Origin of the sequence: Rahnella perminowiae (assembly GCF_019049695.1) — a bacterium.
GTDB lineage: Bacteria > Pseudomonadota > Gammaproteobacteria > Enterobacterales > Enterobacteriaceae > Rahnella > Rahnella perminowiae.
This window is the reverse complement of sequence record NZ_JAFMOT010000154.1, coordinates 1-15,026: the sequence shown is the minus strand read 5'-3', so window position 1 is coordinate 15,026 and position 15,026 is coordinate 1. Positions and strand designations below refer to the sequence as shown.

The window sequence follows — 15,026 nt, the reverse complement described above, 5'->3', positions numbered from 1 at the left end:
GGTTTTGTCGGGAGTGATCGGGGGAACAGCGGTATATAAACCTGTTATTTCTGACGATAACCCCAAACAAAGACCGCGGGTTGCCACCCACACTGGCCCTAAGAGGCGCCTGTCGCCGCGCCTCTTAGGAATCTCCGGCTCTTTCACAGCGCGCTCCGCTTGCTGGCTATGTTTCAGGTATCTCAGCGACAGGCTGGAAATCTTGCCGCTTCGCGGTTCCTTCACCCGGTCCTGGAGCCTCTGGTCTCCAGGCCGCTCCATTCAGCAAGATTTCTGAATCGCCCGCACGATCTTAAATTCAAAGGCGGATTATTTTGGGTTTTGCCTTGCACGCTCCCTGCGAAAACCTGACCAGTAGTCACAAACTGGCAGACGAAACCACTGCCCGCATCCTCTCCGGCCTGCGAATTATTCCTTAATACCCCGCCCGGGCCTTTCCTTCTTTGGTGAAGCAACGATATAGCGAACCATTAGCTAAGTTATTCCGCTTATTTGATCGACTTCTCATACCGATAAATCACGCACCATTACGATCCGTTAACATTATTTTAACGCACTACACTTGTGCATATCAGATAAATATCAATGTCTTATAAACCATAAATCGATCCTCTCTCTAAAGCGGGTGATTTTTTATACATTTGAAATTAAAAACAAATTCTCCGTTTTGCAAAACTTTCTCATGAACCATTACAAAATTGGTTCGGAAAATGCAAAGGACTGACTAACGATTTAATTCCCAGCGGGAAACTGAAATATGACAACACACTCCGGGGCGCAATCTCCTTCTAACGGCACCTCGAATTCAGCACTTGAACAGCTGCGACAGCTGATACAACAGCATCCGGATCAGACTCAACCGCTGCCGGCAGAACGCGATCTGATGCAGATGTTTGATGTCGGCCGCCGGGAAATCCGCCGGGCGCTGGATGTGCTGGAAGAGGAAGGCCGGGTGTGGCGCAAGCAGGGGAAAGGCACGTTTATCGGACCGAATGGCCCTGCCCGGCCGCTGAGTCTGCAGGCGTTGCCGAAACAATCTAATTTGCAGGAAGTGATGGAAGCCCGTCTGCAAATTGAACCGGGGCTGGCGAAATATGCCGCCCTGCGTGCCACGCCGGAACAGATCCAGCTTATGCGCCGTTTACTGGACAAGGTGAAAACGATGTCACGCGGCGACCCGGATCAGATTGAGCTTTGGGACAGCGCCTTTCACCGCGCCATCGCCGATGCCGCCGGTAACCGGTTGTTGCTCGGTCTGTTCGATGCCGTCGACGCCATACGTCGGGATCCGAGCTGGCTGGCGGTGCGCAACGCGGCGCGTAATCAGGAGCGCCTGAACCGTTACGACGATCACCACGAACGCATCGTAGAACACATTGCCGCACGCCAGCCGAAAGAGGCCGCAAAAGTGATGCGCGAGCATCTACTGGCGCTGCAACAGGCATTTCTTTCCACCCTGCATGATGAGGAGGATTTTACTGATGACTGACCCGGCAGGCCCCGTCACACCACTGTTACACATCAGCAACCTGCGTGTGCAGTTTTCCGGTTCACCGGCCACCGTACTCGACGACATTTCCTTACAGCTTGAAGCAGGAGAAACACTGGCGCTGGTGGGCGAATCCGGTTGCGGTAAAAGCGTCACTTCGCTGGCACTGATGGGATTATTGCCCGCCGGCGCAAAAGTATTGCAGGGGGATATCCGCCTGAATAACACCTCCCTCACCGGTCTGTCGGAGCGTCAGTATGCTGACCTGCGCGGTCAGGAGCTGGCAATGATTTTTCAGGAACCGATGACTTCACTCAATCCGGCGCTGACACTCGGCGATCAACTGGCCGAAGCGGTGATGCGTCATCAGGGCGCCGGCAAAAAACCGGCTCGTGAACAGGCCCTGGAAATGCTCAAAAAAGTGCAGATCCCGGCCCCGGAACTGCGGATGGATGCCTATCCGCACCAGCTTTCCGGCGGCATGCGTCAGCGCGTGATGATTGCCATGGCACTGGTCAACCGTCCGCAACTGCTGATTGCCGATGAACCCACTACCGCGCTGGACGTCACCATTCAGGCGCAGATCCTCGCCCTGCTCAACCGTATTCAGCAGGAAACCGGCAGCGCGTTATTGCTGATTACACACGACCTGGGCGTGGTGGCAGAAGTCGCCGACAGCGTGGCGGTGATGTACGCCGGGCAGATTGTCGAGCAGGGTCAGGTAGCCGATATTTTCAATAATCCGCAGCACCCTTACACCATCGGACTGATGGGGTCGATGCCATCGCTGGCCTCACGGCAGGGTGCACTTTCCACCATCCCCGGTGCCGTGCCGTTACCCAAAGACATGCCGCAGGGATGCCGTTTTTCAACGCGCTGCCCGTTTGCCGCCGAACGCTGCCACCGGGAGCGCCCGCCGTTGCGCGCCCTGAATCAGTCGCCGCACCACGTCGCCTGTTTCTTCGCACCGCTGGAAAACCATTTCACGTTGTCCGCCGAAGGAGCCTGCGCATGAGCCTCGCCCCCCGCCCCATTCTGGAAGCCGCCGGACTGAGCAAAGTCTTTAAAGGCCCGTCATCATTATTCAGCACACCGAAAATCGTGCAGGCAGTCGATCGTGTGTCCTTACGCGTCTGGCACGGCGAAACGCTGGCGATTGTCGGCGAATCCGGCTCAGGGAAATCGACACTGGGCCGGCTGTTGTTGCAACTGCTCAGCGCCTCTGACGGTGACGTATTCTACGAAGGCGAAAACCTGAAACGGTTTTCCGCTGACCAGATGAAAAAGCTGCGCCGCGACCTGCAAATCATCTTTCAGGATCCGTTTGCCTCACTCAACCCGCGCATGACCGTGGAAGAGATCGTTGGCGAGCCGCTGTGGCTGCACAACATTGTCAGGGGTAAAGCGGACAGGCAGGCGAAAGTACGTGAACTGCTGACCACCGTCGGCCTGCCATCCGCTTTCAGTAACCGCTATCCCCATGAGTTTTCCGGCGGCCAGCGCCAGCGCATCGGTATCGCCCGCGCGCTGGCGTCCTCGCCGAAACTGCTGCTGGGAGATGAACCGGTGTCGGCGCTCGATGTGTCGGTGCAGGCGCAGGTGGTCAATCTGCTGGAAAGCCTGAAACAACAGTTCGGGCTGACGATGATTATCGTCGCACACGGTCTGGCTGTGATCCGCCATATGAGCGACCGCGTAGCGGTGATGTACCTCGGGCAAATCGTCGAACTGGCCAGCACCGATGACATTTTTGATCAGCCGCTGCATCCGTATACCCAGGCGCTGATTGCGTCCGCGCCGTTGCTCACGCCCGGCGTTAAACGGCCGGTGCCGGTGCTGCAGGGCGACATGCCCAATCCGGCCAATATGCCTTCCGGCTGCCGTTTCCATACCCGTTGCGCCTATGCCACCGACGCATGTCGGCAGGTGGAGCCGCAACTTGAAACCGTCAGTGACAACCGCATGGTGGCCTGCCACCGCTGGAGCGAACTGCAACGGGATCGCACCTCGGTGCTGATTCCGTCGCCGTCCGCTGCATTTACCTTACGGCGTGCGCTGTTTGAACAGGCAAGCCAGTCCCGGCTTTCACTTTCCACCCCAACATCAACCCAGGGAACCCGACCATGAGATATGCACCCCGCTTAACTGCCTGCATTCCGGCCTTAATGTTGCTGACGTATGCGGGCCTTGCCCACGCAGAAAGCACCCTGCGCGTCGGCCTTGGCAGCGATCCTGACATGCTGGATCCGGCCACGGCGCGCACCTATTACGGACGTTTCGTGTTCAGCGCCATGTGTGAGCGTCTGGTGGATGTCGATCAACACCTTAAAATCGTGCCGGGCCTGGCGAAAGACTGGTCATACAGCGAGGACGGCAAAACGCTGACCATGAATTTGCGCGAAGGCGTGACCTTCCATGATGGCGAGAAATTTGATGCACAGTCGGTGAAATACAACATCGAACGCTACCTGACGCTGCCGGGTTCCCTGCGTAAAAGTGAGTTGTCATCTGTTGAATCCGTCGACGTCACCGCGCCGTACACCGTGGTTTTCCACCTGAAAACGGCGGACGCTGCGCTGCTGATGCAACTGACCGACCGCGCGAGCACCATTCTGGCCCCTGCGGCCACTGCCAAAGGCAACGTGGCGGCGCACCCGGTCTGTTCCGGTCCGTATGAATTTGTCAGCCGCGTTCAGCAGGACCGCATTGTGCTCAAACGCTTTGATAACTACTGGAACAAAGGCGCGTATCACTTTGATAAAGTGGTGTTTCTGCCGATTCCGGATGCGTCAGTACGCTTAGCCAACCTGCGTGCAGGCGATCTGGATATTACCGAAGGCATTGCTGCCAGCGACACCGCAACGGTCAAAGCCGACAGCAATTTGCAACTGGCGAGCACCACCGGCCTCGGGTACATGGGGCTGACGATCAATATCGCCAACGGCACCGCCAACACCAATACGCCGCTGGCGAAAGATGCCCGCGTGCGTCAGGCACTGTCGCTGGCGATTGACCGCGACGCACTGAACCAGGTGGTCTTCCAGGGGCAATACACCCCGGCGAATCAGGCCTTCTCGCCTGCCAGCCCGTATCACGCTGACATTCCGGTGCCCAAACGCGATATCGAAAAAGCCAAAGCGCTGCTGGCACAAGCCGGCGTAAAAACCCCAATGACTATCGATTTCCTGGTCGCCAACAACCCGACGTCACAGCAGGTTGCGCAGGTACTTCAGGCGATGGTCAGCGAAGCGGGCATTAACCTGAATCTGCAAATGACGGAGTACGCCACGCTGCTTGATCGCCAGCAACGCGGTGAATTCAAAATGAGCATGTCCGGCTGGTCAGGACGTCCGGATCCTGATGGCAATATTTTCTCATTCATCCATACCCAAGGCGGCCTGAACGACGGCAAATACAGTAATCCGCAGGTCGATCAGTGGTTACAGGAAGCGCGTCTGACCAGCGATGTGGAAAAACGTAAGGCACTGTACAAACAGGTGGTTGAGCAGGAAAACATCGACGACCCGCTGTTATACCTGTACTTCGAACCGCGTATTTTCGGCATGAGTAAAAAAGTCAGCGGTTTTGTGCCTTACGCCGACGGCCTGATCCGGTTACGGGGTCTGACACTGAACAAATAATTGACTGGGGATAGACGATGTTAGAACTGGTGATGAAACGGCTGATTTCAGCCATACCGACACTGTTTCTGGTTACGCTGATGGTGTTCTCGTTGCAGAAATTACTGCCCGGCGACCCGATCACCGCGATGGCCGGTGAGGAGCGGGATCCGGCAGTGATTGCGCAGTTACGCGAGCAATATCATCTTAATGACCCGATCCCCAGCCAGTATTTCCACTGGGTCGGCAACGCGCTGCGCGGCGATTTCGGCACCTCGCTGCGCACGCAGGAACCGGTATTACAACTGATCGCCAGCAAACTGCCGGTCACGCTGGAACTGTCGCTGCTGGCAATGATCGTGGCGCTGATTATCGGCATCACCATGGGCGTGCTCGCGGCAGTTCATAAAGGCACATGGATAGATAACGGTACCAATTTTCTGGCGCTGTCGGGAATTTCGATCCCTCATTTCTGGCTGGGTGTGCTGCTGATTATGCTGTTCTCGGTGAAACTGCACTGGCTTCCGGCGTCCGGTTACGTGCCATTCTCAGAAGATCCGCTGCAAAACCTGAAAACCATGCTGCTGCCTGCGGCGGTGCTCGGTACCGGGCTTTCTGCCACCCTGATGCGCCACACACGTGCGGCGATGATTGCGGTGCTGAAAGCCGATTACATCCGCACTGCCCGTGCCAAAGGCCTGCTGCCGAAAAAGGTGATCATGAAACACGCGCTGCGCAATGCGCTGGTGCCGGTCATCACGCTCACCACGCTGCTGTTCGGCGAACTGCTGGGCGGCGCGGTGCTCAGCGAGCAGGTTTTCACTATTCCGGGCTTTGGCAAAATGATCGTTGATTCAGTGTTCAATCGCGATTACGCCGTGGTTCAGGGCGTGGTGATGGTGGTCGCGGTCGGTTTTCTGCTGATGAATCTGCTGGCCGACGTGCTGTACGTGCTGGTCAACCCCCGCATGCGGAGAGCCTGAGATGAGCGCTTCTGTGATTTCCGTGACAACGTCACTCCCTGCCCGCGAACCGAACCGCGTGCTGCGCAAATTCCTGCGCAACAAAAGCGCGGTGACCGGCGCGGTGCTGGTCGCAATGTTCGCGATAATGGCGTTGCTCGCCCCGTGGATTTCGCCGTTTGACCCGATCAAAGCGGATTTTATGGCCGTGCGTAAAGCCCCTTCCGCTCTGCACTGGCTGGGCACCGATGAACTGGGGCGTGACATTTTATCGCGCCTGTTTTGGGGAGCCCGCACCTCGCTGATGGCCGGTTGTGTGTCGGTGATTATCGCGATTGTGATCGGCGTTCCGCTGGGGCTTCTCGCCGGTTTCTGGCAGGGCTGGCTGGACAGCATTATTTCCCGTGTGGTTGAAGCGTTGCTGTCGTGTCCGTTTCTGGTGCTGGCGATTGCGCTGGGGGCATTTCTCGGCCCGAGCCTTGGCAATGCGATGATCGCCATCGGGCTTTCTGCCATGCCGATTTTCGCCCGCCTGACCCGAGCGCAGGTAATGAGTATCCGCAACGAAGAATATATTGAAGGGGCGCGGGCAATCGGCCTGCCCGACCGCTGGATCCTCTGGCGCTATGTGCTGCCGAATGTGTTATCGCCGATCCTGGTGCAGGCGACGCTGGCGATTGCTTCGGCGATCATCACCGAAGCCAGCCTGTCGTTCCTCGGCCTCGGCCAGCAACCGCCGGACGCCTCGTGGGGTGCGATGCTCAACACGGCGCGCAGCTTCCTTGAGCAGTCGCCATGGATGTCGATTTTCCCCGGTCTGGCGATTTTCCTCACTGTACAGGGTTTCAATTTGCTGGGTGACGGGCTGCGTGATGCGCTCGACCCGCGTTCCGAATAAACCGTTTGCTGCTTTTTTAAGGAAGAATACATGTCTGAGAATTACGATTTTAACGTGGCTTATCCGACCCTGCGTCCGACCATGATGGGCGACAATGCGGTCTGCGCATCACAGCCGCTGGCCGCCCAGGCGGGCATGAAAATGCTGATGCTGGGCGGAAACGCCGCCGACGCGGCCATCGCCACCGCCATCGCACTCACCGTGCTCGAACCCAGCGGCAACGGCGCAGGCAGCGACGCATTCGCGATCGTCTGGGACGGCAAAAAAGCCCACGGACTTAATGCATCAGGCCGTTCACCGGCGGCGTGGACGCCGGAATATTTCGCCGCCAAAGGGTTAGACGCCGTACCGACCTATGGCTGGGATGCGGTCACCGTACCGGGCGCCGTCTCCGGCTGGGTGGCACTGGCAAAACGCTTCGGCACCCTGCCGCTGTCCACACTGGCACAACCGGCGATTGATTATGCCCGCAACGGTTTTCCGGTATCGCCGCTGATTGGTCGCCTGTGGGAGATCGCGGTGAAAAAACTGCATAACCAGCCAGGCTTTATGGAATGTTTCGCCCCAGACGGACGTGCGCCAAAAATCGGGGAAATCTTCCGTAATCCGGCACTGGCCGACTCGCTGGAACTGATCGCTAACACCGAAGGTGAAGCGTTTTATCGCGGTGAACTGGCCGAAAAAATGGTAGCGCACTGTCAGGCTAACGGCGGTGCGATGACGCTGGACGATCTGGCGAACCACCAGGCCGACTGGGTAGAAACCCTGCAGCAATCCTTTGCGGGTGGTTCGGTTCATGAACTGCCGCCGAACGGTCAGGGCATCGCCACGCTGATTGCACTGGGCATTCTCGACAAGCTGAATGTCGGCAGCCAGCCGGTGGATTCAGTGGAAACCACGCATCTGTGCATTGAAGCGATGAAACTGGCACTGGCAGATCTGGATCAGCATGTCACCGACAGCGACCATATGTTCTTCGATCCGCAACTGTTCCTGAACGATGATTATCTGGCAGAACGGGCAAAACTGATTGACCGCACAAAAGCCAGTGACGTGACCTACGGCGCGCCGCGTCCGGGTGGCACCGTATATCTGACCGCCGCGGATGCCAGCGGCATGATGGTGTCTTTCATTCAGTCAAATTACATGGGCTTTGGTTCCGGCATTGTGGTGCCGGGTACCAGCATCAGCCTGCAAAACCGTGGTTGCGGTTTCACCCTCGACCCGACCCACGCCAACTGCGTCGCGCCGGACAAACGCACATTGCATACTATTATTCCGGCCTTCGCACAGGACGCTGCGGGAAAACCGCTGATGTCGTTCGGCCTGATGGGCGGCCCGATGCAGGCGCAGGGGCATCTGCAACTGGCGCTGCGCGTGATGCTGTATAAGCAAAATCCGCAGGCGGCTATTGATGCGCCGCGCTGGCGCATCAACGGCGGCCGCCAGGTGGCGATTGAATCAACGTTTAACCACAATACGCTGGCGGCACTGCGCGCTATGGGCCATGAACTGATCGTTGAAGACCCGCTCGGCGGCCATTCATTTGGCGGCGCGCAGGTGATTGTCACTAATCCGGCAGGCGGTTATCTGGCTGGCACCGAATCCCGTAAAGACGGACAAGCACTGGTGATGTAGGTCTGGTTTCACTCTGCACCGCAAGTCGGTTTTGCCTTGCTCCTCCCCCAAAGCGAAGGGGGAGGGAGTTACTGCCATCTTTGTGACTTCCCTTCCAGATATTGGCTAAATCATTGTAATTCGATCCCATCGCTATAAATATTTGAAACAGCGTTCTATAAATGAATGGGTGAGTACTTTACCCTTTCATATGGAGAACGAATGTATGACCAGCCCACTGTTTCATGGCGTGATCCCCCCTGTCGCAACGATCCTCAATGAGAATGAGCAGCTTGACCGACCGGGGATGGCGCGTCTGATTGATTTTGCTATTGAAGGCGGCGTAAACGGCCTGTTTTTCCTCGGCAGCGCGGGAGAATTCGCGCATATGTCTCAGGCGCTGCGTCATGAAGTGGCGGAGTTTTGCACGGAACATGTTGGCGGGCGCGTACCGGTATTGATTGGCGCGGCGCATCCGGGCACGGCAGAAACGCTGGCGTTCGCACAGCACGCGAAAAGCGTCGGTGCCGACGGCGTCGTGGTGGTGAATCCCTACTACAACCCGGTAACCGAAGATGCGCTGTATCTGCATTACCGCACGATTGCTGAAGGTGCCGGTTTGCCGGTGATCATGTACAACTATCCGGGACTGACCGGTCAGCCGCTGCCTGTCAGCCTGATCACACGTCTGGCGCTGGAGTGTCCGAACATTGCCGGCCTGAAGGACACCGTGGACAGCCTGAACCATATCCGCGAAACGATTCAGGCCGTGAAACCCCATCGCCCTGATTTCGCCGTATTCTCCGGTTATGACGAATATCTTTTTGGCACGCTGATACTGGGCGGCGACGGTGCTATTCCCGCCAGCGCCAATTTTGCCCCGCAACTCACCTGCGGGATTTACCGCGCCTGTAAAGAGAAAGATTTCGCCACCGCCGTGGAACTGCAACAGCGGTTATCTTTCCTGCCGCCGCTTTATACACTGGATACGCCGATCTACAACGTCATCAAATACGCCATCTCTCAGGTCATCAGTGAAATACCGGTGTATTCACTCAAACCGGCTCTGCCGCTGAGCAATGAGAAGCAAAAGGTTGTCCGTGAGATTTTGCAGAAAGCGGGTGTGTTGAACTGACCGCATTGGCTGCAAAACCTTCTCCCGTCATTTCTCTTCACCGGGAGAAGGAATCTAAATCGAAATCATTACTATTCCGCTTTAATATTCGTTACTCTATTCCTATGATTTATCGAGCCGAATGACTTTCATAGCGTAATGATGCAAACACTCCTCGACAGTTTCCGCGAAACGCCGGTCAGCTGGGTGGCAGAAACGTTCAAACCCATGTCGCCTCTGGTGACCAATGCGGTGCCTATGTTGCGACTGACCACCGCAGAAGGCTGCGCCAGCGTGCTTAAACGTTATCTGGACGCCAATGCGGCCGATGCCGCGCAGTGCGATAAGCGCCGGGCGCGGATTTCAATGTGGTCGCAATGGTATTTTGCCACCCTGTTGCCAGCCTGGGTGATTGTCTCCCTGCGTCACGGCTGGCAGTTACCTATCGCCGCCGACAATGTCTACCTGTGCATGCAGGAAGAAGGATTACCGGCACAAATTTATCTCGACGGTGAAGGTGAAGCCCTGATATCCGCAGAACCGATGGCGCGCTTTGATGTGATGATCGAGCAGCAATTGCGCCCCGTTTGCGAAGCGCTGGCGGAATTCTCCGGCCTGAAACCGGGGATTTACTGGAGCAATGCGGCGATCCGTGTCGGCTGGGGCGTTAAGCAGGCAGAGCTGGTCGGTGCGGATATCTCAGACGGCATGCGCCTGATGGAATCGCGCGAGCTGCGTTATGGCGGTAAAAATCCGTTATTTCAGCCACTGCGTGCTGAAGATCCTTCTGATCCTGACAGTCCGCAGTACCGTAAACAGTGCTGCCTACGCTACGATCTGGAAGACCATGCCATGTGCCCTTCCTGCCCGTTATTGCTAGCAGAACGCAAATCCGGCAAAAGACGCAAAACCGTTGCCGGTTAAATCAAACACTTACAAACGCTGACTAAGCTTAGCGTAAAAAATGATTGGATCTTAGCGGCAGATAATTATAAGAATTGGGTTATATAGACCAACGAGGTATTTATCATGACTATGAAAAAACATGAGAGCTGGCCCTCGGCTCTTAACTCGCTGGCCTCAGAGGTGATGGTTTCTCTGGCGCAACCCGTTAACCGCGTATGGAACACGTTAACCGGCAGGCAGCAGCCGCTCAGAGCAAGGATTGTTCATCGTTATGCTATTCCGTCTACCCGGACCATCAGCGTAACGGAAGGATTCTTCGGTTTTATTCCGGTTGAATCCTATGAAAACGAACGTTTTATTCTGGAAGTCGCTTACGCTGACAAACAGTATCAGGTAGAAGTCCCGCGGGCTTACTATCAGAAAAGTAATATCGGCGACGGCATCGATATCCACACGCTGTAACCGCAACGTGTTTAAACAGGCTGCTCCTTTCGAGGCGCAGCCTTTTTTTATGCCAAAAACCTGTCTGACCCCGCAGTTCCCGCTTTAATTTTGTTCAATACATGAAAATTATTGACATAATAATCACCGGAATTTAGAAAATTATTTACATCCTATTCTTATAACAAAGTTCTTTTGCTGAAGAGGTTAATGATGACCCGCACCGGACAGATTTCCCCAGCCACCGCCAGTCAGTCACGCCGCGCCCTCGTCGCCGGTTCGGTCGGTAATTTTATCGAATGGTATGAATTTGGCGTTTACGGTTATCTGGCGACCCTGATTGCCGGTAACTTTTTCACCCTGGAAGGCCAGACCGGCATGACCGGTTTACTGCTCACTTATGCGTCGTTCGCGCTGGCGTTTTTCTGCCGCCCGATTGGTGCGATCATCTTCGGGCGTATCGGTGACCGCATCGGCCGTAAACCGACACTGATTGCCGTCGTTCTGCTGATGACGCTGGCCACCGCGATCATTGGTCTGCTGCCGACTTACGCGCAGATTGGCGTGGCCGCCCCGTTATTACTGACCCTGATGCGTATGTTCCAGGGCCTGTTTGCCGGCGGTGAATTCGGCGGAGCGGTCTCCCTGATGACCGAATTCGCGCCGAAAGGTAAACGCGGTATTTATGGCGCGTGGCAGTCGTTTACCGTGTCGCTGGGTCTGCTGACCGGCGTGGCGCTGGTGGCATTGCTGGTCCAGACCCTTCCTGAAGCACAAATGAAAGACTGGGGGTGGCGGATTCCGTTCCTGCTGGCCCTGCCGATGGGGCTGGTGGCGCTGTACCTGCGCCTGAAGCTTGATGAAACGCCGAACTTTGTCGCCAGTCAGAAAGACGAACCTGAAGTACAAAAAACGGCAGCCGGAAAAGCATCGGCTGTCGCTACTGCCAAAGCCATCGCACTGGGAATTGGCCGCATGATGGGATGGTCGGCGGGCGGTTATACCTTCCTGGTGGTCATGCCGTCATATTTGCAAACTTCCCTGCATGCCACTTTTTTACAGGCGCTGGTCGCCACCGTGCTGGCGAATGTCGGTTTCGCGCTGGCCATCCTGCCTTCCGGCTGGCTGAGCGATAAAATCGGCCGTAAAAAGGTCATGATGATTGCCGTCTTCGCCGTGATTGTGCTGAGTTTCCCGCTGCTGCATTTGCTGCAAGACCCGCAAAGCAGCCTGCTGGTGAAAGGTATTGCAGTGCTGATTGCCGGCGCAACAATAGGAATGATTGCCGGTCCAGGCCCGGCGATGCTGGCAGAAATGTTCCCGACCCGCGTGCGTTATACCGGTCTGGGATTATCCTATTCCCTGTCGAATGCCGTGTTTTCAGGCTGTGCCGGGCTGATTATTACCGGTCTTATCAAAGAAACCGGCAATCTGGATATTCCGGCCTATTACGTGGTCGCTACCTGTCTGGTCAGCCTGTTTGCACTGATGACGTTGCGCAAGGATGATCATTTGCGTGATCTGGATGAATAAGCGATGAACGACACGCATTTGCAGTCGCGTCTGAACGCATTACAGGGTAGCTTCTCGCCGGCGGAAAAGCGGATCATCACTCTTATCCGCCTTGATCCGCCGGGTGTGGCCAACATGGGCGTGACAGAACTGGCGAAATACGCCGAAACCAGCACTGCCACGGTGGTGCGCACCAGCAAACGGCTGGGTTTTAGCGGCTATCCGGCGCTGCGTCTGGCATTAGCCGCAGAATCATCCAGCCCGATGCCCGCCGGAATGCCGCTGGCGGCGGATATCAGCGACAATGATCCGCCCAAACAGATACTGCAAAAACTGCTGGAATTCGAGGTCAAAGGCGCGACCGAAACCACGCAACTCCTCAGCGCAGCCACGCTGGAGCAGGCAGTCAGCCTGCTTGCACAGGCGCACCGGATTGATATTTACGGTGCCGGTGCCTCGGCACTGGTGGCGCAGGATTTTTGTCAGAAATTGCGACGCATCGGCGTTGTCGCCCAGACTTTTGGCAGCAGTGATGAAAGTCTGGTCAGCGCCTGTCAGTTAACAGCTGCGGATGTTGCGCTGGCGATTTCCCACTCCGGCCAGACAGCGGATGTGATTGAAGCCCTTGCGCAGGCAAAAGCGGCAGGCGCGAAAACGCTTGCCATTACCGCTAACGGCCGTGCTGCCCTCGCCCGTAAAGCAGATGTCGTGCTGCGAACCAGCAATCGTGAAATGGGTTTTCGCGCAGCGGCGATGGCGAGCCGTACCAGCCAGCTGCTGATCATCGACTGCCTGTTTATCGGTGTCGCCCAGCGCCTTCCGGGCGCGCGCGACGCCTTGCGTAAAACCCATGATGCCGTACGCAGGCGACGCCGCTGATATTCTTACGTTCTCCGGCACGCCTTCTATACTTCATAAAACACCGGAGTTTATGAGGGCATGCATGTTCACCCATCGTTTGGTCTTTCCTGCCAGCGTACTGCGCGGGCGCGGCGCCATAAAACATCTGGGCGCGATGTGCGGGCGCTTAGGCCAGCGGGCAATGTTAGTGGGTGGCAAACGCGCCATTGCCAGTGTCGAAGCGAAAGTCGCGGATCAGCTTGAACAGCAGATGGTCAGTTATCTCGGCAGTGAAATCTTCAACGGCGTGTGTTGTCAGGAAGAAATCAACCGTCTGGCGGACGTTTTCCGTACACAGGGCGTGGAGGTGATTATCGCCACCGGCGGCGGCAAAGCTCTGGATACCGCTAAAGCGGCAGGCGTGGCGTGCAATATTCCGGTCGTCACCCTGCCGGGCATTGCGGGCACCTGTTCGGCGGTGACCTCGCTGGCGTTCCGTTATCATCAGAATGGGGAATTCCGCAACATGATGCCCTTGTCCAGTGGCCCCGCAGCGGTAGTGATCGATGCGGATTTGCTGGCAACCTCACCGCTGCAATGGCTCTCGGCAGGTATCGGCGATACGCTGGCAAAATGGTATGAATACCGCGCCATCAGCGATCTCAGCCAGCTGACCGGCCTGGCGGGCGTCGCCAGAACCCACAGTGAATTGTGTTATACCCTCATCAGGCATTTCGCCGCCGGTGCCTGTTTCGCGGTGCAGGACGGTAAAGCCAATAACGCGCTCGAACAGGTGCTCGATGCTATTTTCCTCTACGCCGGTCTGACCTCAGTCATGAGTAACGGCGCTCACACCGGTGCTTCTCATGCACTCTACGAAGGCTTCACCGCCTGTCCGAAAACCCGCCATATTCCTCATGGTTTGCTGGTCGGTTACGGTAACCTGTGCCTGCTGGCACTGGAAAACCGCAGCGACGATGAACTGCTGGCCGCTCTCGCGCTGGCCCGCGCCAGTGCCATACCGACGCAGTTAGCGCATATCGCCACAGGGCTGACAGAGCAGGATCTGGCCGTGATTATCGACCGCAGCCTCACCACACCGGATATGGCGAACATGCCAGGTGATATTACATTTGAAGATGTCAGAGGTGCGGTAGAAAGAGTGGAGAGACTCGGGGCAAAAATTAATTGATGTGAGAACGCACATCAGAACGTTTTTGAAAGATAAATGGTGAAAGTTTCGGTTTCTCAATTGCCGTGATCACTTATCGGGTTGCGCCGAAACCGCCCAAAGGAGGAAAGTGCTTTTCCTCCTTTGGATTCCTCCTCGCTTTTTCAACAAGCGCTCCGCTCGCTGGCTATGTTTCAGGTATCGCAGCGACAGGCTGGAAATCTTGCCGCTTCGCGGTGCCTTCATTTCGGGATTGCAGCCTAGGGTCTGCAACCTCTCATTCAGCAAGCTTTCTGAAACGCCCGCACGATTTTAAAGTCAAAACCAATCCGCTTTGCATATCAAAATCAGTAAGGTTGTGAAGTAGAAGCCTGAGGCCGGTTCCAAAATACCGCCGGACGAGAGGTGGAAAACCGCGCATGTTTTTGCGCGGGTTGTAACCCGATGGGAGGGAAC

13 protein-coding genes are annotated in these 15,026 nt (G+C 56.4%); all 13 read left to right on the top strand.

The annotated features are described in order from the left end of the window. Positions 1 to 757: 757 nt before the first annotated feature. Complete coding sequence (locus J1781_RS03665; protein WP_047612502.1) at positions 758 to 1,489, top strand: FadR/GntR family transcriptional regulator; 732 nt, start codon at positions 758 to 760, stop codon at positions 1,487 to 1,489. Continuing rightward, complete coding sequence (locus J1781_RS03660) at positions 1,479 to 2,504, top strand: ABC transporter ATP-binding protein (protein WP_377423193.1); 1,026 nt, start codon at positions 1,479 to 1,481, stop codon at positions 2,502 to 2,504. Before J1781_RS03665 ends, J1781_RS03660 begins: the two co-directional genes overlap by 11 nt. After that, positions 2,501 to 3,616 (top strand): ABC transporter ATP-binding protein, encoded by a 1,116-nt coding sequence (locus J1781_RS03655; protein ID WP_217233218.1) that lies wholly within the window; start codon positions 2,501 to 2,503, stop codon positions 3,614 to 3,616. The genes J1781_RS03660 and J1781_RS03655 overlap by 4 nt, the downstream gene beginning before the upstream one ends. Then, positions 3,613 to 5,130, top strand: coding sequence for an ABC transporter substrate-binding protein (locus tag J1781_RS03650; RefSeq protein WP_217233217.1), 1,518 nt, complete (start codon positions 3,613 to 3,615; stop codon positions 5,128 to 5,130). Before J1781_RS03655 ends, J1781_RS03650 begins: the two co-directional genes overlap by 4 nt. A 17-nt stretch (positions 5,131 to 5,147) precedes the next feature. Further along, a complete protein-coding gene (locus tag J1781_RS03645; protein WP_129990635.1) occupies positions 5,148 to 6,092 on the top strand; it encodes an ABC transporter permease in 945 nt (314 codons plus the stop codon). Position 6,093: 1 nt separating this feature from the next. Next, entirely contained in the window at positions 6,094 to 6,969 is an 876-nt protein-coding gene (locus J1781_RS03640) for an ABC transporter permease (RefSeq protein ID WP_217219077.1), read from the top strand. 30 nt (positions 6,970 to 6,999) lie between these two features. Further along, entirely contained in the window at positions 7,000 to 8,607 is a 1,608-nt protein-coding gene (locus J1781_RS03635) for a gamma-glutamyltransferase family protein (RefSeq protein ID WP_217233216.1), read from the top strand. A gap of 205 nt (positions 8,608 to 8,812) precedes the next feature. Beyond that, the gene (locus J1781_RS03630; RefSeq protein ID WP_129951429.1) at positions 8,813 to 9,721 is read left to right on the top strand and encodes a dihydrodipicolinate synthase family protein; all 909 of its coding nucleotides are present in this window, start codon (positions 8,813 to 8,815) and stop codon (positions 9,719 to 9,721) included. 138 nt (positions 9,722 to 9,859) lie between these two features. Next, positions 9,860 to 10,624, top strand: coding sequence for a siderophore-iron reductase FhuF (gene fhuF, locus J1781_RS03625; RefSeq protein ID WP_217138729.1), 765 nt, complete (start codon positions 9,860 to 9,862; stop codon positions 10,622 to 10,624). A 105-nt stretch (positions 10,625 to 10,729) separates the two neighbouring features. After that, a complete protein-coding gene (locus J1781_RS03620) occupies positions 10,730 to 11,068 on the top strand; it encodes a hypothetical protein (RefSeq protein ID WP_217233215.1) in 339 nt (112 codons plus the stop codon). 192 nt (positions 11,069 to 11,260) lie between these two features. Next, complete coding sequence (locus tag J1781_RS03615; RefSeq protein WP_217233233.1) at positions 11,261 to 12,580, top strand: MFS transporter; 1,320 nt, start codon at positions 11,261 to 11,263, stop codon at positions 12,578 to 12,580. A 3-nt stretch (positions 12,581 to 12,583) separates the two neighbouring features. Beyond that, positions 12,584 to 13,438 (top strand): MurR/RpiR family transcriptional regulator, encoded by an 855-nt coding sequence (locus J1781_RS03610; protein ID WP_129951432.1) that lies wholly within the window; start codon positions 12,584 to 12,586, stop codon positions 13,436 to 13,438. A 64-nt stretch (positions 13,439 to 13,502) separates the two neighbouring features. Continuing rightward, positions 13,503 to 14,591: an iron-containing alcohol dehydrogenase family protein gene (locus tag J1781_RS03605; RefSeq protein ID WP_217233214.1), complete on the top strand. Its 1,089-nt coding sequence runs from the start codon at positions 13,503 to 13,505 to the stop codon at positions 14,589 to 14,591. Positions 14,592 to 15,026: the final 435 nt, after the last annotated feature.

Excerpts from the sequence above, each read along its gene's own strand:
- J1781_RS03665 (WP_047612502.1), top strand. The coding sequence starts at position 758 with ATGACAACACACTCCGGGGCGCAATCTCCTTCTAACGGCACCTCGAAT.
- J1781_RS03655 (WP_217233218.1), top strand. The coding sequence starts at position 2,501 with ATGAGCCTCGCCCCCCGCCCCATTCTGGAAGCCGCCGGACTGAGCAAA.
- J1781_RS03650 (WP_217233217.1), top strand. The coding sequence starts at position 3,613 with ATGAGATATGCACCCCGCTTAACTGCCTGCATTCCGGCCTTAATGTTG.
- J1781_RS03645 (WP_129990635.1), top strand. The coding sequence starts at position 5,148 with ATGTTAGAACTGGTGATGAAACGGCTGATTTCAGCCATACCGACACTG.
- J1781_RS03640 (WP_217219077.1), top strand. The coding sequence starts at position 6,094 with ATGAGCGCTTCTGTGATTTCCGTGACAACGTCACTCCCTGCCCGCGAA.
- J1781_RS03635 (WP_217233216.1), top strand. The coding sequence starts at position 7,000 with ATGTCTGAGAATTACGATTTTAACGTGGCTTATCCGACCCTGCGTCCG.
- J1781_RS03630 (WP_129951429.1), top strand. The coding sequence starts at position 8,813 with ATGACCAGCCCACTGTTTCATGGCGTGATCCCCCCTGTCGCAACGATC.
- fhuF (WP_217138729.1), top strand. The coding sequence starts at position 9,860 with ATGATGCAAACACTCCTCGACAGTTTCCGCGAAACGCCGGTCAGCTGG.
- J1781_RS03620 (WP_217233215.1), top strand. The coding sequence starts at position 10,730 with ATGACTATGAAAAAACATGAGAGCTGGCCCTCGGCTCTTAACTCGCTG.
- J1781_RS03615 (WP_217233233.1), top strand. The coding sequence starts at position 11,261 with ATGACCCGCACCGGACAGATTTCCCCAGCCACCGCCAGTCAGTCACGC.
- J1781_RS03610 (WP_129951432.1), top strand. The coding sequence starts at position 12,584 with ATGAACGACACGCATTTGCAGTCGCGTCTGAACGCATTACAGGGTAGC.
- J1781_RS03605 (WP_217233214.1), top strand. The coding sequence starts at position 13,503 with ATGTTCACCCATCGTTTGGTCTTTCCTGCCAGCGTACTGCGCGGGCGC.